We start from the raw sequence: 19261 nt of genomic DNA on the forward strand, positions 1-19261 counted from the left end.
GGAATCAGTGGGCGAGTTCGGGCACTTCGGCCGTGGTGGGATCGATGATCTCCTCCACGCGGCTGATCCGGTTCGCTGGAAAGCCGCCCCGGTTGGCATGCTCGCGCACTGTCGCTTCGTCGGAGGCAATGTAGACGCAATAAATTTTGTCGTCGGTTACATAGCTGTGTTGCCACTGGATGCGCGGCCCCATGTCGCGGAGCACTTTGTTGGAGTTCTGGGCCATCTCCTGCAGCTGCTGGCTGGTCATCTGGCCGGCACCGGGTACGTCGCGCTCAATCACAAACTTGGGCATATGGTTGGGTTTTGATGACGAAGGAAAGGCGGGTAACGTAGCTACTTCTAATTTACGAACATGTCGCGAAGGAAGGATGGATGAGGTGAGGGAAAGTTTTTAGTTTGTAGTTTATAGTTTGTAGTTGCTGGCGCCCGCGAAGGCAAAGCTGTCATTGCGAGCGGAGCAGGCTGCTTTGCTCGCAATGACACCAAAAGGCGCCGCGGGAGCGACGCCTTTTGACAAACTATAAACTATAAACTCTAAACTGTAAACTATAAACCGGAAACCGGCAACTCCCTACACCGCTTCTTCCTTCTTCCGCTCTGCCGCATACAGGAGGTCGAAGGAAAAGAAGGAACCGGCCGTTGCGGCGTCGGCGGGGTAGCGGGCGCCCACTTCGTGCAGCGCCTTGCAGAGGGCTGTTTCCAGCACGCGGCGGGCGGCGCGCACGGAGGCCGCCTTATCGTCGGCAGAGCCCGCTTGCACCTGCTGGGCACCGCGTACACGGAGCCAGCCTTCGGGGAAGGCCGCGAGCTCGGCGGCGAGCTCGGTGGTCAACAGGTCAGGGTGCTTGCTGGCGGCGGCGGCCGCCAGCTGCATCAGCGCATGTGCGCTGCCGCGGTTGATGTCGTTATAGCCGTCGAGGCCCTGCGGAAAAAACTCGAGGTAGGTCGGATGTCCTTTGCGGATGTTGTGTACGCCGAGGGAATCTTCCGTTCGCCGGATCGTGCTCAGGAAGGCATCGGAATAGTCGTCTACCGACACGGTGCGGCCCTTCAGCACCGCCCGGGCGGTAATGACGCCGCCCAGCAGGTCGCGGTAGGTGGCCAGCGGAAGCTCGATGCCCGCGGCCATGTCGGCCAGGAATTCCTTCAGCGACGAATAGGCGTCTTCACCGAAAAGAAGCATGCGGTAGTTGGAGATCTTGGGATCGTTGAAGAAGTTCCCGAAAAGCTTTACAGGATTGATGCGCATAAAGAGTTGATTATTAATTGTTTTGGTAAATTGGGATTGTCAAAATCGGAAAGGCGGCGGATCGTCGGCGGAATGCACCTGTCAAAACCGACAGGGGCATCGATCCACCGCGCGATGGCATTGTCAAAATCGACAGTGCCATGGATCGTTTGCGCGATGGCATTGTCAAAACCGGAAGTGGCCTGGATCGGCTGCCGGATGCCACTTGCAAAATCGGAAGTGGCCCGGATGGACGCCGCAGTGCCCTTGTCAAAAATGGAAGTGCCATCCGGCGGCCGCGGCAGGTGGTTGACGGTTTTGTCAGCGAAGCAGACCCACCCGCGGGCGGGGCAGGTGGAAACTGGGGAGGAGGAAGTAGGTTGCAGCGCCATAGCTACTGGTTTGGTGGGGGCGGTGCTTTTCGGGGGTGGCTAGCAGTTGGTTGGGGAAGGAGGCTGGATCGGATTTAAAAGTAGCCTGCTGTTTTGGAGAAAACAATAGAGGAAATACGGTATTTCGGAGGGTAGAAATACGGAGGGCTACGGAAAGATTTGGCGGCTGCCCGCTCCGCAGGGGCGGTCTGTCGGTAGTCCCGGGTGCAACCCGGGGTATGCAGGAAACAACGGATCATTTTGCGCCCCTGCGGAGCGGAATTTATGGTTCGCACGCTGTTTCAACAGGTAATTCCCTGCAACAAAAAGGCACCCTTCCGGGTGCCTTCAAAGCATTCGCCGCGCCTCGCGCAACTACAAACTACAAACTCCACACTACAAACTTCTCAATAAGCCCACTTCACCAGCGTCGCCCCCCAGGTAAACCCGCCGCCGAAGGCCGCGAGCACGATGTGGTCGCCTTTATTGAGCTGGTTCTTCCATTCCCACAGGCAAAGCGGGATGGTGGCCGCCGTCGTATTTCCGTATTTCTGGATGTTGAGCATCACCTTGTCGTGCGACAGGCCGATGCGGTCGGCGGTGGCGTCGATGATGCGCTTGTTGGCCTGGTGGGGCACGAGCCAGGCGATGTCGTCGCCGGTCATTCCGTTGCGGTCGAGGAGCTCGGCGCTCACGTCGGCCATGCCTTTGACGGCGAATTTGAATACGGTCTGGCCTTCCTGGTAGGCGTAGTGTTCTTTATTGGCCACGGTTTCGGCAGTCGGCGGCTTCAGCGAGCCACCGGCCTTCATGTGGAGAAACTGGCGGCCGGAGCCGTCGGATTTGAGCAGCGAGTCGAGGACGCCGTAGCCGTCGTGGTTGGGTTCCAGCAGCACGCCGCCGGCGCCGTCGCCGAAGATGATGCAGGTCTGGCGGTCGCTGTAGTCCACGATGGCGCTCATTTTGTCGGCGCCGATGATGACGACCTTCTTGTAGCGGCGGCTCTCGATGAGGGCGGCGCCGGTAGTGAGGGCGAAGAGGAAGCCCGAGCAGGCGGCCTCCAGGTCGAAGCCCCAGGCGTTTTTGGCGCCGGCCTTGTCGGCAGCGATATTGGCGGTGGCGGGAAACACCATGTCGGGCGTAACCGTGGCCACGATGATGCAGTCGATCTCTTCGGGCGAGATGCCGCGCTTTTCGCAGATCTGCTTGATCACGGGCACGCACATGTCGGAGGTGGCGAGGCCTTCGCCCTTCAGGATGCGGCGTTCTTCGATGCCCGTGCGGGTGCGGATCCACTCGTCGTTGGTGTCTACCATCTTCTCCAGGTCGGCATTGGTGAGCTTGGTCTCGGGAACAAAGCCGCCGACGGCGGTGATGGCTGCGTTGATTTTCTGGATCATAGGCGCCAAAGGTAGGATAGAGATCCCGTACGCAAGCGTACGGGATGACGACGGGCAGGCCAGGGAGACAATACAGGCGCGGCCGGGACTGCAGTCGTCATAAGGGGCCCGCTCCCGGCCGCGCCCATGGTTCCCTCAAGGGCGACCGTCATCCCGGCGCCCGCGCCGGGATCTCACCGGCGGATGCCCACAGCGCTTCGCGTTGGTCGACGCGCCCGCGCCGGGATCTCACCGAACCGTGTCCGCTCATCTGGTTCTATTCCACGCGCCCGCGCCGGGATCTCACCGAACCGTGTCCGCCCCGCCTTGCGCTATGGCACACGCCCGCGCCGGTAACGCTCGTCCCGGACCGCCCGTTCCGCCAACCGCTTCGCGGAACACCTTATTCGCTTCTTTTCTTTGCGGTTCCGGACCTTCTTTCCCTTCCGGGCCCTTCAGATAGGTGTCAATACCCTTATTTTCGTAGATATGATCGCTTTTCTGAAAGGGGACTTCGTGCACAAAACCCCCGCATCCGTATACGTGGATGTGGCCGGGGTGGGCTACGAAGTACACATCAGCCTGCATACGTATTCCGCCATCCAGGACCTGGAGAAGGGCACCCTTTATACCCACCTGCTGGTGCGGGAAGACGCCCACATCCTTTACGGCTTTGCCGGTGAGGGCGAGCGGGAGCTTTTTCGCATGCTCCTCGGCGTGTCGGGGGTGGGGGCCGCCACGGCCCGCGTGATGCTGTCGTACCTGAAGCCCGACGAGCTGGGCCGCGCCATCGCCAACGGCGATGCCCGCCAGCTGGAGCGCGTCAAGGGCATCGGCCGCAAGACCGCCGAGCGCATCGTGCTCGAACTCCGCGAGAAGCTGGTGAAAAACCCGGTGGAAGGCGGCGGCAGCGCCCAAAATATATCGTCGTGGAAAGGCAATAGTCTGGAGACGGATGCGTTAAATGCGCTGGTGGCCCTCGGTATTGCCCGGGCGGCCGCTGATGCCGCCGTGCGCAAGGTCGTGGCCCAAAGCCCCGACCTGGGCGTGGAAGAAGTCATCAAAAAAGCCCTCCAATCCCTGTAAGAACCGACTGTAACCGCCCGAGAACCCATTGATCACGCTAATTGACTGAGAAAACCGCTTGAATCCCCGACAGAACCTAACCACGCGCTGGCTGCCTGTAGCCCTCCTGTTGCTCGTATGCATGAGTGGCGCCTTCGCACGTACCCCGGGAGCTCCCGGGTTTTTCGCTCCTGGCCAACCCCGCACCGATACCGTTCCCGTTCCCGGACCCGACTCCCTCCGCTACCCGATCCAGGACCGCCGCGGCGACCCCTACAACTACAACAACCGCAACCCCTTCGACCTGAAGGATACCGGCTACGTAAAGCGGACGGTGGAGTACGACCCGCAAACGAAGCAATACTATATCGTGGAAAAGATCGGCAACCGCTACTACCGCACGCCGATGACCTTTTCGATGGAAGAATTCCAGCGCCTGCAGGCCCGCCGCGACGAGCAGGAATACTTCCGCCGCCGTGCCAACACGCTCTTTTCCCTCAACAACCGCAAGGCCCGCCCCAACTTCGGCTTCTCCAAAGACTGGATGAACCGCATCACCGGCAACGGCAAGGTGGCCATCAACCCCTCGGGTTACGTCGACATCGCCGCCGGCTACCAGGGCCAGAAGATCAACAACCCCACGCTCCCCGAACGCGCCCGCCGCAACGGGGGCTTCGACTTCCAGATGAACGCGCAGCTGCAGGTGGACGCCTCCATCGGCGACAAGATCAAGCTGCCCATCAACTACAACACGCAGGCGAACTTCGATTTCGAAAACCAGCTGAAACTCGATTACCAGGGCAAGAGCGACGAAATGCTCAAGGTGCTCCAGGCCGGTAACGTCAACTTCACCTCCAAGGGCACGCTCATCCCGGGCGCCCAGAACATCTTCGGTCTGAAGACGCAGCTCCAGATGGGCAAGCTCTACGCCACCGCCGTGCTGGCCAACCAGCGCTCGCAGCGCCAGAGCGCCAACCTCCAGGGCTCCGCGGCCACCGCTCCTTTTAATATCCGCGCCGACGAATACGAGGAAAACCGCCACTTCCTGCTGGCGCAATACTTCCGCCTTAATTACAACAAGGCCCTGTCCAACCTGCCCGTGGTGCAAAGCAACGTGCAGATCACCCGCGTGGAAGCCTGGGTAACCAACCGCACCGGCGCCACCACCAACGTGCGCGACGTCCTGGCCCTCATGGACCTCGGCGAGGTGACCCCCTTCGGCAACCCGGGCCCCGCGGGCCTGCCCACCAACATGGCCGGCTCGCTCTACGCCGTGCTCAACGGCTCGGCCGGCGCCCGCAACTCGTCCACCGCCACGTCCACCCTCACCGGCCTCGGCCTCCAGTCGGTGCAGGACTTTGAAAAGACCTTTGCCCGCCGCCTCACGCAGAGTGTCGACTTCCAGGTGAACGAGCGCCTCGGCTACATCTCGCTCAACCAGCCCCTGCTCCCCGACGAGGTGCTGGGCGTCGCCTTCGAATACACCTATAATGGTAAGCGCTACCAGGTGGGTGAATTTTCGCAGGACGTGCCGCCGGATTCCTCGGGCAACTCGCAGAAGGTGCTGTTCCTCAAAATGCTGAAGGCCACCTCGCAGCGGCCCAACCTGCCCATCTGGCGCCTGATGATGAAGAACGTGTATACGGTGGGCTACGGCTCGCTGCAGCGCGAAGACTTCAAGCTCGATGTGGTGTACGAGCAGCCCTCGCTCGGCGAGAAGCGCTACCTGCCCCTGAGCGACACCGTGGCCACCATCACGCCCACGGTGAAGCCGCAGTATCTCGGCGTGCCGCTGCTCAACCTGCTCAACCTCGACCGGCTCAACAACCAGAACGACCCGCAGCCCAACGGCGTGTTCGACTACATCGAAGGCATTACCGTGGTGTCGGCGCAGAGCCGCATCATCTTCCCGGTGCTGGAACCCTTCGGCCGCGACCTGGAATATGCCTTCAAGGACGGTCCGCCGACGGCGCCCGATACGATCCGCCGCTATTACCTCTATTACCCGCTGTACGATACCATCAAAGCCATCGCCCAGACCTACGCCAACCTGAACCGCTTCAAGCTGGTAGGCAAGTCGAAGCAGGCCAACAACGTGGACTACCAGCTCGGTTTCAACATCCCCCGCGGATCGGTAACGGCCGTGGCCGGCGGCCGCGTGCTGCAGGAAGGCATCGACTACGAGATCAACTACGACCTCGGCACGCTCCACGTGATCAACCCCGCCATCATCCAGAGCGGCATTCCCGTACAGATACAGTTCGAGAACAACGCCACCTTCGGGCTGCAGCAGCGCAACTACATGGCGCTGCGCCTCGACTACCTGGCCAACAAGCACCTAACCCTCGGCGGTACGATGGTGCGCCTCTCGGAGCGGCCCTTCTTCACGAAGCAGCAATACGGCGAAGACCCGATCCGCAACACGATGTACGGCGTCGACTTCGACTACCGCAAAGACATCCCGCGCCTGTCGCGCCTCCTTGACAAGCTGCCCTTTTACAGCACCAAGGCCATGTCGGCCATCACGGCCTACGGCGAAGCCGCCTACCTGCAACCGGGCCACGCCCCGCAGATCGGCAAGGGCAACGAGGGTCTTATTTATATCGACGACTTCGAAGGCACCCGCTCCTCCATCGACCTGCGGTTCCCGCTGTCGGCCTGGACGCTGGCCTCCGCCCCCCAGGGCGCCGTAGACCCCTCGGGCACGCCGCTGGTACCCGAAGGCAGCCTGACCAACGACCTGCGCTACAACGACAACCGCGCCAAGCTGGCCTGGTACAACATCGAGCCGGTGCTGCAGGAAAAGAGCAACGCCAACAACCCCCTGCAGCGCAACCTCGTGGAGCTGTCGAAGCCCGAAGTGCGCCAGGTGTTCCAGAACGAGATCTTCCCCAAGCGCACCCTCGACGTGGGCCAGGGCATCCTCACCACCTTCGACCTCGCTTATTACCCGAAGGAGAAAGGTCCGTATAACTACAACACGAGCCCCGGCGCCGTGAATGCCGCCAACGGCCTCAGCAACCCGAAGAAGGCCTGGGCCGGCATCATGCGCTCCATCGACCAGACCGACTTTGAATCCGGCAACATCGAGTTCATCGAGTTCTGGATGCAGAACCCCTTTACCAACCGCGCCAGCAGCAATGGTGGCGACCTTTATTTCCACCTCGGCAACCTGTCGGAAGACGTGCTGAAAGACGGCCGGCGCCAGTTCGAGAACGGCCTGCCCACGCCGTCGAGCCCGGCCACGCCCACCGATGAAACGGTGTGGGGCCGCGTGCCGCGCAACCCGCAGCAGGTGACCAACGCCTTCTCCAACGACCCCGCCGACCGTCCCTTCCAGGACGTGGGCTTCGACGGCCTCCCCGACAGCGCCGAGCAGCGCAAGTTTGCCCCCTACGTGCAGCAGCTGCAGTCGATCGTCACCGACCAGGCCGCCCGCCAGGCGCTGCAGGCCGACCCCTCCAACGACAACTTCCGCCACTACCGCGACGCCGCCTTCGGCGACAATACCGGCATCCTCGAGCGGTACAAGAACATCAACAACCCGCAGGGCAACTCGCCGGTGGCCAACAGCGCCGACCAGTTCTCCTCCGCGTTTACGCTCTACCCCGACCAGGAGGAGCTGAACCGCGACAACACGCTCAACGAAACGGAAGCCTACTTCCAGTACCGCGTGCACCTCGAGCCCAACATGCTGGCGGGCACCAACTACATCACCGACATCCGCGACGTGCCCGTGCGCCTCGCCGACGGCAGCACCCGCAACGAGAAGTGGTACCTGTTCCGCATCCCGATCCAGGCCTATTATTATAAGACGCCGAACATCCCCGACTTCAAGTCGATCCGCTTCATGCGGATGTTCCTCACCGGCTTCGACGATACGCTCGTGGCCCGCTTCGGTAAGCTGGAACTCGTGCGCAACCAATGGCGCAAATTCACCAACGAGATCGACACGCTCGGCAACGTGCGCCCGCCCGTAACCGGCTCGACCACCACCGAGGTGCTCGCTGTGAACCTCGAAGAGAACGACCAGCGCGAGCCCATCCCGTACCGAACGCCCCCGGGCATCGACCGCCAGCAGCAGCTGTCCAACAACAACGTGCAACTGCTCCAGAACGAACAGGCGCTCAGCGTGCGCGTGTGCGGCCTGCAGCCCAACGAATCGCGCGGGGTGTTCAAGACGCTCAACATGGACCTGCGCCAGTACGGCAGCCTGTCGATGTTCATCCACGCCGAAAGCTCCGCCAGCCCCGGCAACGACATCAAGGACGGCGAGATGCAGGCCGTGATCCGCATCGGCTCGGACTTTGTGAGCAACTATTACGAAATCAAGATTCCGCTCCGCATCACGCCCTGGGGCACGAAAGACTCCGGCGGCATCTGGCCTTCGGGCAACAGCCTCGAGCTAGACCTCGAAGAGCTGGCGCGTGTGAAGATGGCCCGCAACCGCTCGGGTACCTCGCCCTCGAAATACTGGAGCACCACCATCGGCGACCGCGTGTTCTCCATCTTCGGCAACCCCAACCTCGGCGAGGTGCGCGGCATCCTGCTTGGTGTGCAGAACAAAAAGACCGAACCGATCTGCGCTGAAACCTGGTTCAACGAGCTGCGCCTTTCGCGCCTCAACGAGGAAGGCTCCTGGGCCGCCCTCGGCCGCGTGGACCTGCGCCTCGCCGACCTCGGCTCAGTCTCCTTTGCCGGTACCATAAAGAAAGCCGGCTTCGGTACCCTCGAGCAGCGCGTGAACGAGCGCGCCCGCGAAGATTTTTCGCAGTACGACATCGCCGCCAACCTCGACCTCGGCAAGCTCATTCCGAAAAAGGCCGCCATCGAGATCCCGGTATACGTAGGGGTGACGAAAGCCGTCTATACGCCGAAGTACGATCCCTACGACCTCGACATCCGGCTGAAGGACAAGCTCGCCGAAGCGCCCGCCGACGAGCGCGACTCGATCCGCACCAATGCCGTGGACCAGACCACCATCAAGACCGTCAACTTCACCAACGTGCGCAAGCGCAAGACCAATGGGAAGCCGACGCAGCCCTGGGATATTTCGAACATCAACCTCAATTACTCGTATACCCACCAGGCGCATACGAACCCGATCATCGAGGAAGACGACATCAAGCGGACCCGCGCGGCCGTAGGCTACAACTATGCCCCGCAGCCGAAGTACGTGGAGCCGCTGAAGAAGCTCATTCGCTCGCGCTCGCCCTGGCTGGCCTTTATCCGCGACTTCAACTTCAATTACAAGCCGCAGGTGGGCTTCAAGGCCGACGTGTTCCGCCAGTTTGGCGCGCTGCGCCCCCGCAACGTTGGTGGCGATGCGTTCATCATTCCGGAGTCTTACGACAAGCGCTTTACGTTCGATCGCTACTATACCCTGCGCTGGGACCTGACGCGGTCGCTGCTGTTCGACTTCAGCGCCGTGACCAATGCCATCGTGGACGAACCCTACGGGCGCCTCACGAAAGAGCAGCGCGACACGGTGGCGAACAACTTCTGGAAAGGCGGCCGCACCACGCACTATTCGCAGACCGGTACGCTCACCTATAACCTGCCCACGGCGAAGTTTCCGCTTCTCGACTGGACGCAGGCCACCGTGTCGTACACCGCGAAATACGAGTGGATCGCCTCCTCGTTGCTGGCCCGCACCGACACCATCAACCTCGGTAACAAGCTGCTCAACGGCCAGACGAAGAACGTCAACACGACCCTCAACTTCGACCAGCTGTATAATAAGTGGAAGTTCCTGCGCACGATGTACGCCACCCAGGGACAGGCACGCCCGCGTCCGCCGGCGGCCGGCGGCAAGGGAGGCGGCCGCGATTCGGCGCAGCAGGCCCCGCAGCCCCGCGTGGCCCCCCCGGGCAACATCGGCACGCTGCCGCGCTTCCTGCTCAACATTGCTACGGCGCTGAAGCGCGTGGGCGTGCAGTACACCGCCGACGCCGGCACGCTGCTCCCGGGCTTCCTCGACAGCGCCCGCACGCTCGGCATGAACATGCGCAGCAATGCTCCCGGCTGGAAATACATCTTAGGCTACCAGCCCGATACCAACGATATCAACATCCTCGGCAACCGCGGCCTGCTCACGCGCGACAAGCTGTTCAACGAGCTCATTCAGCAGCGCTACAGCCAGAAGCTGGCCATCACCGCGCAGTTCCAGCCTTTCCGCGACTTCATCGTGGACGTGAACTGGGACAAGAGCTTCGAGAAGAATTATTCGGAGCTGTATAAGGACACTACCGGCTCCGGCTTCGGGCCGCTGACGCGTGTGAATCCCTATGCCGCGGGTTCGTTCAGCGTGTCGTTCATTTCCTATAAGACCCTGTTCACGAAGTTCGATCCCAACCAGGTATCGGAGACCTTCCGCACCTTCGAGGCCAACCGTATCGTGCTGTCGCAACGCCTGGCGGCCGCCAACCCCTACTTCCAGCAGTTGGGCCTGGGCACCACGGCCGACGGCTTCAAGGAAGGCTACGGGCGCTATGCGCAGGACGTGATCATTCCCGCCTTCATCGCTGCGTATACCGGTAAGGACCCGATGACCGTGGCGACGATCAAGAACAGCAACCGGGACCTGCGCTCGAACCCCTTCTCGAATTTCATTCCGAAGCCGAACTGGAGCGTGAGCTACAGCGGCCTGTCGCGGCTGCCGGTGCTGGATAAGATCTTCACCAACGTGACGATCCGCCACGGCTACCACAGCACGCTCGGCATGAACCAGTTCAACACCTCGCTGCTGTTCCAGGACCTGAGCCGCGTGGGCTTCCCCTCGTTTATCGACACCACGGCCGGCCGCAACACGTTCGTGCCCTACTTCCTGGTGCCCAACGTCACCATCGACGAACGCTTCGACCCGCTGCTGGAGGTGGACATGACCTTCTCCAACCAGCTGTCGACGCGCGTGGAATACAAGAAGAGCCGCACGCTTTCGCTGAGCCTTACCGACTACCAGCTGGCCGAGAACCGATCTACCGAGTATACCATCGGCGTCAACTGGCGCCGCCGCGGGATCCCGCTGCTGAAAAGCTTCCGCGGCAAAAAGCTCGACAACGATGTGACCTTCCGTTTCGACTTCAGCCTCCGCGACGACGCTACGGCCAACACCAAGCTCGACCAGAGCACGGCTTATCCCGCCGCCGGTCAGAAGGTGGTGCGCTTCTCGCCCACGATTGACTACGTGCTGAACAACCGCATCAACATCAAGCTCTATTTCGAGAACAACAAGATCATCCCCAAGCTGGCCACGACGGCCCCGATGAGCACCACGCGCGGCGGCGTACAGATCCGCATCTCGCTGGCGCCGTAAGGCAAGTTTGTAGTTTGTGGTTTGTCGTTAGGGCTTTAGTGCCGGGGAATGAACCTGAAGGTTTTTTTTGAAGTCTGCTCGTACCACCTGGTACAACAAAGGCACTGCTCAGCAGTGCCTTTGTCTTTTTGTTGCTTACGCAACTACAAACTTCAAACTACAAACCCCAAACGGTTTAATTCCCTCCCGTAAGGTATTGGTCGTAGTTGTTTTTCTTCTTTTTGGTCGAATCGGTCTTGCTGCCGGGGTCGGCCGGAATGGGGCTGCTGTCGCGCACCGGGATGGATGCGGTGGGAGCGGCGCCGCCGTAGCGCTGGGCCTGCTCTTCGAGCTCCAATTGGCTGTGGGTGCGGCGGAACAGCATGACGTAGCCGGTGAGGTCTTTTTTCTTCTGTTTGTTGACCTGCAGCACGCGGAGCAGGTGGTATTCCGTTTGCCGGGCGGCATAGGGGTAGGCGATGATGTTGCCGTCGATGTCGCCCCACATGTGCTTTTTGTAATACACCTGCTTCTCGGCCCAGTCGAACATCCGCACCTCATAAAGGCGCGAGCTCATCTCGCCGATAAAGACGAACTGGTACTGGACGCCGGCCTGTAGTTGCATGAGCACGGGAAACTCGAACTGGCTTTCCATGTTGACGGCGTTTTCCTTCATGAGGATATAACCGTTGGCCATGTAGAGCTTGCGCAGGCTGTCGGCCTGCCGGTTGATGGTTGGATCCAGGTCGCCGGCGGGGCGGGCTGCGCCCTGCGCGCCGGCCGTAGCCGTCAGCAGCACAGTGATCAGGATCAGGGCGAGGTTCTTCATTTTTGTTGGACGGGGTTGGTTACGTAGGGATTAAAATTACCCAGCCCGGCGGGACCGCGATCCTGTTTTTCGATGAAACGCCCCTGGAGCTGGATGTTTTAACAAAAACGGCGTAGGAGCCGCTCTGCCGTAACAGACGAACGGAACCGTTAGACCGCTGCCTGCTTGTGAAAATAAATGGCATCGGCCTGCGCGGTGCAGGTAAGCACGAGGTCGTTGATGCACACATGCGGCGGCAGGGTGGTGGTATAATAGATCACCGAGGCCACGTCTTCGGGGCGGAGTGGCTGGAAGCCCTGGTATACCGAACCCGCCGTGGCCGCATCGCCCTTGAAGCGCACCAGCGAGAACTCGGTTTCGGCGGCGCCGGGGTGGATGCCCGTTACCCGGATGCCCTCGCTCAGCAGGTCGATGCGCATGGAGCGGTTGAGGGCGTCAACCGCGAACTTGGAGGCGCAATAAACGTTGCCCCGCTCGTATACTTCCTTGCCGGCCACCGAGCCCAGGTTGATGATATGACCGCGCTTGCGGGCCAGCATGAACGGCAGCACCGCCCGGGATACGTACAAGAGACCTTTCACATTGGTGTCGAGCATCGTTTCCCAGTCGTCAAGGGAGGCGTCCTGGAACTTGTCGCGGCCGAGGGCGAGGCCGGCGTTGTTGATAAGCACGTCGATACTTTGCCATTCGGCAGGGAGGGTGGCCACGGCAGCCGTCACGGCGGCGCGGTCGCGCACGTCGAAAGGAAGGAGGTAGCTGTCGGCGCCATAGCGTGCCTTCAGGTTGGCAGCGGCTGCCTCGAGGCGCTCGGTGCGGCGGCCGTTCAGCAGAAGCCGGTAACCGTTTTGGGCGAAAATCTCGGCGCAGGCCGCCCCGAATCCGGCCGTGGCGCCGGTGATGAAGACCGTCTTGTTCATAGGGCGAAACTAGGGAACAGACGAACACGGATTAAAGAACAAGGAATGTAGCAGCCAGGGAGCATGCTGAATGAAAAAGTATTCTACCGGATCAGCGTCACGGTGCCTTTGGCGAAATAGGGCTTACCGGTAAAGTCGATCGCTTTTACGATCCACACGAATACGTTGGTGCCCTGTTCCTTGCCATTGATACGCCCGTCCCAGCCCGCGCCGTTGACCCTCGTTTCGAATACCAACTCGCCCCAGCGGTTGTAAACGCGGAAATATTCGATCTCCCGCATACCCACGGCGATGGGCTTCACCACGTCGTTGCGACCGTCGCCATTCGGAGTAAAGGCCGTGGGCACGAAGATGGACGGCTCGGTGCGGAAAACGCGCACCGTGAGGCGGGCCGAGTCCACGCAGTTGAGCGAGTCGTACACACGAACCAGGTAGCGGATGAATTCGGGATTGGTGTCGTAGAAGCCGATCGGGTCGGAGGTGTCGGGGCGGTCGAGGCCGGTAGTGGGCACCCATTCGTAGCGCACGCCGCCTGAGGCATGCAGCTGCACGGGCTGTCCGGCTACCACCATCGTGTCGTTGCCGGCATCCGGGAAGATGCGCGGCATTACGTTGACCGCCACCGTGTCGGAGCTCGGCTTGGGACAGCCGCTCAGCGCGTTGCGCACGGTGAGCACGTACACCATCGTGTCGGGCGGCCGCGCGGTGGGCGTGAGTGTGTTGGCGTTGGTCAGCCAGGTGGTCGGCGACCAGCTGAAGCTCGTACCGTTGTGCGTGCCCTGCAGCGTAACCGAGGCCCGGAAGCAGATCGTGGTGTCGCCGCTGACGCTAACCTGCGGGTAGGGCACGGTGCGCACCTGCATTTGCCTCGTGGTGCTGCAATGACCGATAAAGGACGTCAGGCTGTACAGGTTCAGCGCCTGCGTAGGCAGTGCCATGGGCTCCAGCACGGTAGGATCGTTGAGCTCGCCACCGGGCGTCCACAGAAAACGGAGACCATCGGTCGTTCCGCCCAGGCGCACCGAGTCGGTAAGGCAGATGGTCGTATCGGGACGCAGCTGCAACGTTACGAAGTTGACCACCCGCACGCGCACCGTGTCGCGGTTGAGGCATCCGTTGTCGTCGAGCTGCGCGGTGTAGGAGGTCGTCACGGCCGGCCACACGAGCGGGGTGGCGGTGTTGGCGTCCTGCATCTGCCCGTTGGGCGTCCAGCTGAAGTTGCCCGACCCTACGGCCGACAGGCGCAGCGAGTCGCCGCGGCAGATCAGTGTATCGCGGAAGGGCAGCGTCAGCGGCGGCTTATCCATGATGGTCACCTGCCGTACGACGGTGTCGCGGCAGCCTTTGCTCGTCCCCACCACGAAGCGGACACTGTAGGTGGACGGTGTTGGATACGTATAAACCGGGTTGCGCAGCAGCGAGGTGTCGTTGGTAACGGCGGGGTCGCCGAAGTCCCAGCGCCAGAAACTTACGTTGCCGTAGCGGGTGCTGGTGGTGTCGATGAATTGCGTGGGTTTACTGGCGCAGATGCCCTGCCAGCGGAAGCCGGGGAAGAAGCCCGGGTACACCCGCACCGTGGAAGTGGCACTATCGGCGCAGCGCTCGCCGCGGTTCACCACCAGCTTTACGATGTAGACGCCGGTGTCGGGATAGCTGTACGGGGCGGTGGGCAGATTGGAGGTATCGTTGGTCAGGCCCGGAACGCCAAAATCCCAGAAGCTCGAATTAACACCCGTGGGTGTATTGTTGAAAAAGATAACGTTGAAGTCTTTGCAGTTGACGTACGAAGGGTCGAGGGTGGCACGAACCGCGGAGCAATCGGCCACCTTGATGTGCAGTTCCTTGCGGTTGCGGGCAATTAGGGTGCTGCCGCGCCATTCTTCCACGCAAACGGTTACGACGTATTCGCCCACATCCGGGGCGATGCCGCTCATTATACCGGTGTTGGGATCAATGCTCACACGGTCGCCGAGGGGCGTGCTGCCGCTGAAGCCCGTTTCGTAGGGGATCGTCACATAAGGAGGCGGGGCCGCCGGGTTGGGGGTCACGCAGGAGTAGCAGGTGCCGTTGTTGGCGCTTCCCTGCCCGCCGCCTTCCCAGGCATCGCAAAAAGAATAAACCAGCCGGTCGCCATCAGGGTCGGTACCCTCAAATGAATACTGGAAATAGTTGTTGCGGCAGATCACCACCGTGTCGTTCACCTGGAAGGAGCAGCTGCTGTTCTTCGGACCATCCGGGTGCACATCCGTGCCGGGAATACCGATGGAGTAGGTATTGCCGAGGGCATTGGAGGCGCCGAAAATGTTGGAGATGCCGGCGATGCGGCAGCAGCGTTGATAAGAGAGCGTATACCCTTTCGGGCTGCCTGCCAGCTCCAGCCCGCTCAACTGGTATTCCTGAATGAGGTAATAGCATTTCTCCGGCTGGTTGGTGATGCATTCTTCATCCTTGCTTTTCCGGAGAAAATAAGAATTGGACAACTGCGCATTCACCGTCCTGACCTCCTGCCCCGTCAAGGCGTCAAAAATGGTGATGGGAACGGATTGGGAAAGCTGCCCGCCATTGGCCGTGCAGATCATATAAACTGTCAGGGTAACATCGTAGCGAAGCTTGGAGGGATCGGCGATGCCTTGCCCGACATACGTATACGTGAAAAAACCGCCTTTCAGGTGTTCGGCATGTGCCGATACGAAGGCCATTGCCAGCAGCAAAAAAAGATACAGTCTTTTCATCGGTCAGTTCGACGTTGGTGTATGAAGCGCAAGTAGGTCAGTAGGTGTTGGTTCGCTAGTTCGGGGCACTCCCGCATCCCCATGTGCCCGGCCTCTTCCAGCAGGTGTACCTGGCTGACGCGCGGCAGGTGACATTGGGCGAGCCCGTCCGCTAAAGGTACGGCATTGTCATGCCTGCCAAGGGTAAAGAGAACGGGTATTTCTGCTTCTTTTAACACATCCGTGCGGTCGGGGCGCGCGATCATCGCCTCGTAGTATCCTATTAACGCATCGGGGTTCATGCCCGTTGCCTCGGCGAGGCTTTTTTCGATGAGCTCCGGGTGCCGCTCGCGGGTGGCCGGGCTATAAAGGTTAGGCGTAGTCGTTTTCATAAACGCGTCCGCGCCCTGCCGGCGGATGAAGTCGATGCCCTTGCGGCGCGTGTCTACCTTGGCTGTTGTGTCGGCAAACGCCGTGGAGTGAAAAAGGCCGAGGCCCAGGAGCCGCTCCGGCCAGCGTTCGGCGAAGGCCAGCGCCACGTAGCCGCCCATGCTGTGCCCCACGAGCACGCAGCGCCCGATCCCTTCGGCGTCGAGGCGGTCGCGCACGGCTTCGGCGAGGCTTTCCATCGACCAGGTTTCCGGTGCCTCCGTGCCGCCGGAGCCGGGCAGGTCGGGTGTGAGCAGGCGGCAGTGTTCGGCCAGCGGTGCCTGCCGGTCCCACACGCGGCTGTCTTCGCCGAAGCCGTGCAGGAGTACGAGCGGGGTAGTTGCGGAGTTGTCGGGCATGCGGGTTTGATTCGGATGAAGCGATGGTTCAGGGTCTTCTAAATATACCACGCCGGCGGCGAACCGTAAAATAGTTTAGTGCCCTGCGGGCGCATTTGCTTCCGGGTTGTGGTGCGGCTTCAGCACGATGAGCCAGGCGCGCAGCAGCAACAGCAGCACGATGGGCAGGAAGCCGATGTTGAGTTCCTGCGGCAGGAAGATCCACCCGAGCAGCAGGGCGGAGTTGATCACCATCGTCGCCAGCAGGTACCAGTGGATCCAGCGCCGCTCGCGGCGGAGAAAGGGCGCCGCCAGCAGGTGCGTGGGCAGCGCCCACAGCAGGTTCCAGTTGTTGCGGCATACGCTGTGGTCGGTGCCGAACCACATAAAAAGCAACACCACGCCCACGATGCCGGCGAGCGCGAACAGGAGGAAATCAAAAACGGTCAGCGCCCGCCGCACGCCGCGCGCCGGTACGAACGACAGCACACCTACCAACGCCAGCAGCAGGCCGAATACCAGCAGCGGCGACGGTGAATAGCCCGGATCGAGGGGAGGCAATTGCAGCACGTTCTGCGGTGCCGATACCAGTGGCCGCCCGCCGGCGGTGGCGCCGCCGATGCCCTGCAGAAGCTTTTCGGGCAGGAATTGCGCTTCGCGGTTGTGCACGCGCCGGTCGAGGCGGGCGCCGAGCAGCAGGTCGATGCCCAGCTTGCTCCAGGGCTGGCGGCCGCGGTCGAGGTATTCGTGAATGAGGTTGCGGAAGGTAGGCGCTTTCGTGCGGTCGGCGGGAATGACGCCCGCCGTAGACACTTGCGCGCCGGCTTGCCGGTAGATCATCTCCGCGGCGCGGGTGGTGCAGTTGTCGAAGAGGAAGTCGTAGCGGTATTGCCGGTTGGCGGGCAGCAGGTTGGTCTGCAGGGCCTGCAGCAGTGCCGTTTTCTGCGCGCAGTCGAGCAGCACTTCCTGTTCCACTACGCTGCGCCCTTCGAGGCGATAGCCATACAGGAAGTAGGGCATGGGTTCTACGTCGAGGTAGTAGGGCAGGCGGCCGCGGATGAATTTGATGTAGAAGTCGTCGCCGAACTCGAAGGTGCCGTAGTTGTACACGTCGTCGGTGCCCGACACGGTGTTCTGCACCCGCAGGGCGGTGTGTCCGAAGATCGAATACAGCTCCGTGCCGGGGCTGCAGGTGAGCAGCGTGATGCGCAACGAACAGGTCTCCTGCGCGCGCAGGCCGGTCAGGAGGAAACAAAAACAAGAGAGCAAAAAAAAGATTCGCCGCACACCGATCGCTTTGGCGGCAAGATAGCGAAAAGCGCTTCGGAGCGTTCAGGGCTTCTTTTTCTTCGAAGCCTTTGCATGCCGGTTGAAGTCCAGGCATAACTCCATCCACCAGCGGAAGTCGCCCGGCCTGCGAAAGCCCGCCGGCTCCACGAAGCAGTAACCTTTCATCTCCTTGCCCTTCATCAGCATCGGGAGGTACCCATGGCGTTCGGCCACTTCTTCGAACCGCGCCGGGTCGAAGCGGCACATCAGGTTGTCGCGGCTGATGTTGACGCACATTTTTCCATTGACGAGGAAAGCCAGTCCGGAGAACATCGCCTTTTCGGTAATGCGGATGCCCGCAACATCCGATAGGTATTCGCGCACGCGGTCGGCAAGCTGTGAGTCGTAAGCCATGATCCGGGGTTGTTTGCCGGCTAAAATAGCGATGGAACCGATGGCTATTCCGGCTGCCTCCGATGGTCGGCCGGCAAGATGATGCGTTCGTCGGGCCGCGCTTCCAGGCCGGGTATCCGGCGGATGGTAGCCGGCTCCTTCACTTTCTTCAGTTTCGGCTCCGGCACCGCATCGCTGAACGTGAATTGTACGCTGTCGCATTGTGAGCGGATGTATTGGAGCAGGTAGCGGCAGAACAGGATCAGCCCACCCATCTCGAGTCCTTCTTCCACCATCGTCAGCACTTTGTAGGTGAAGTTGTTTCCATGTGCTTCGAAGTAGGAGCCATCAATGGCTTCCACACCGAGGGCGCCCGATAAGTAGATGAATGCCGACAGTACGAAGCCGATGCGTGTTGGGCGGGGAAGCGCCTTCAGGAAGCGCAGGTAGGCCAGCCCGATCAGCCCGGCCACGGCGATGCCGGGAAGGATCCAGGCATTATACAGCAGGCCCAGGTGCCCCGCGCCCAGCCGTTGACGCATAGGGCCGATGAGGTCTTCGTGAATGGTCCACGCTTCATCCATGGCCATGCATACGAAGCCGATCGACAAGGTCAGCCAGCCGAGACTTTCTACAAGCCGGCCGCGGATCGCACGGGCCGCGATCACAAACAGGAGCACGGCGTCGGCCAGCAGCAGGAACACATTGTAGGCAGTGGGCAGGTTGCGCTCGCCGTCCAGCGACAGCAGGCGCGCGAGGCCGTGTATTTCCGCGGTGCGATGGAGGTAGGGCAGGCTGATCAGGAAATTGGCGAATACAAGCAGGGCGAGGACAGCGAACAGGCCGTTGGTCAGACGGTTGGTCCGAATCAGGATGTGCTGGTGCATAACACTGGTTTTTAGGTTAGCAGCGACCACTTGGGGGAACGGCAGACGCAGTGATATGGATGTAATATATCCGCCACAAATACCATGCGTGAAACGACAGCCGTACCGTAGAAATGCGGTATGGATGGGGAAGCAGTTCTTCCGTAGA

13 protein-coding genes are annotated in these 19261 nt (G+C 61.2%); 2 read left to right on the plus strand and 11 right to left on the minus strand.

Going from position 1 to position 19261, the window contains the following annotated elements; translation table 11 throughout:
- Positions 1 to 4: 4 nt before the first annotated feature.
- The 4 genes from E0486_RS01490 to E0486_RS01505 form a co-directional block, all read right to left on the minus strand.
- Complete coding sequence (locus E0486_RS01490; protein ID WP_131850362.1) at positions 5 to 295, minus strand: DUF4242 domain-containing protein; 291 nt, start codon at positions 293 to 295, stop codon at positions 5 to 7.
- 279 nt (positions 296 to 574) lie between these two features.
- On the minus strand, positions 575 to 1252 hold the full coding sequence (locus tag E0486_RS01495; protein ID WP_131850363.1) for a hypothetical protein: 678 nt from the start codon (positions 1250 to 1252) through the stop codon (positions 575 to 577).
- Positions 1234 to 1623 carry a hypothetical protein gene (locus E0486_RS01500; RefSeq protein ID WP_131850364.1) on the minus strand — a complete coding sequence of 130 codons (390 nt, stop codon included), beginning with the start codon at positions 1621 to 1623 and terminating at the stop codon, positions 1234 to 1236. Before E0486_RS01500 ends, E0486_RS01495 begins: the two co-directional genes overlap by 19 nt.
- Before the next feature lie 386 nt (positions 1624 to 2009).
- On the minus strand, positions 2010 to 3002 hold the full coding sequence (locus E0486_RS01505) for a beta-ketoacyl-ACP synthase III (RefSeq protein WP_207906179.1): 993 nt from the start codon (positions 3000 to 3002) through the stop codon (positions 2010 to 2012).
- A gap of 468 nt (positions 3003 to 3470) precedes the next feature.
- On the opposite strand from E0486_RS01505, the gene ruvA reads away from it, so the two are divergent.
- Both ruvA and sov read left to right on the plus strand, forming a co-directional pair.
- Positions 3471 to 4067, plus strand: a complete 597-nt coding sequence (gene ruvA, locus E0486_RS01510) for a Holliday junction branch migration protein RuvA (RefSeq protein WP_131850365.1) — start codon at positions 3471 to 3473, stop codon at positions 4065 to 4067.
- 58 nt (positions 4068 to 4125) lie between these two features.
- Positions 4126 to 11361, plus strand: a complete 7236-nt coding sequence (gene sov, locus E0486_RS01515; RefSeq protein ID WP_131850366.1) for a T9SS outer membrane translocon Sov/SprA — start codon at positions 4126 to 4128, stop codon at positions 11359 to 11361.
- Positions 11362 to 11536: 175 nt separating this feature from the next.
- Here the strand turns inward: sov and E0486_RS01520 are convergent, their stop codons facing one another.
- From E0486_RS01520 to E0486_RS01550, 7 genes are all read right to left on the minus strand, one after another.
- On the minus strand, positions 11537 to 12169 hold the full coding sequence (locus tag E0486_RS01520; RefSeq protein WP_131850367.1) for a hypothetical protein: 633 nt from the start codon (positions 12167 to 12169) through the stop codon (positions 11537 to 11539).
- Between the two features lie 149 nt (positions 12170 to 12318).
- Positions 12319 to 13086, minus strand: coding sequence for an SDR family NAD(P)-dependent oxidoreductase (locus E0486_RS01525; protein ID WP_131850368.1), 768 nt, complete (start codon positions 13084 to 13086; stop codon positions 12319 to 12321).
- 83 nt (positions 13087 to 13169) lie between these two features.
- A complete protein-coding gene (locus tag E0486_RS01530; RefSeq protein WP_131850369.1) occupies positions 13170 to 15818 on the minus strand; it encodes a PKD domain-containing protein in 2649 nt (882 codons plus the stop codon).
- Positions 15815 to 16585 (minus strand): alpha/beta fold hydrolase, encoded by a 771-nt coding sequence (locus E0486_RS01535; protein ID WP_131850370.1) that lies wholly within the window; start codon positions 16583 to 16585, stop codon positions 15815 to 15817. Before E0486_RS01535 ends, E0486_RS01530 begins: the two co-directional genes overlap by 4 nt.
- 75 nt (positions 16586 to 16660) lie before the next feature.
- Entirely contained in the window at positions 16661 to 17833 is a 1173-nt protein-coding gene (locus E0486_RS01540; protein ID WP_165917149.1) for an Lnb N-terminal periplasmic domain-containing protein, read from the minus strand.
- Positions 17834 to 17896: 63 nt separating this feature from the next.
- Positions 17897 to 18247 (minus strand): TfoX/Sxy family protein, encoded by a 351-nt coding sequence (locus E0486_RS01545; RefSeq protein WP_131850372.1) that lies wholly within the window; start codon positions 18245 to 18247, stop codon positions 17897 to 17899.
- A gap of 44 nt (positions 18248 to 18291) precedes the next feature.
- Entirely contained in the window at positions 18292 to 19113 is an 822-nt protein-coding gene (locus E0486_RS01550; protein ID WP_131850373.1) for a hypothetical protein, read from the minus strand.
- Positions 19114 to 19261: the final 148 nt, after the last annotated feature.

Origin of the sequence: Flaviaesturariibacter aridisoli (genome assembly GCF_004343705.1) — a bacterium.
Taxonomy (GTDB): domain Bacteria; phylum Bacteroidota; class Bacteroidia; order Chitinophagales; family Chitinophagaceae; genus Flavisolibacter; species Flavisolibacter aridisoli.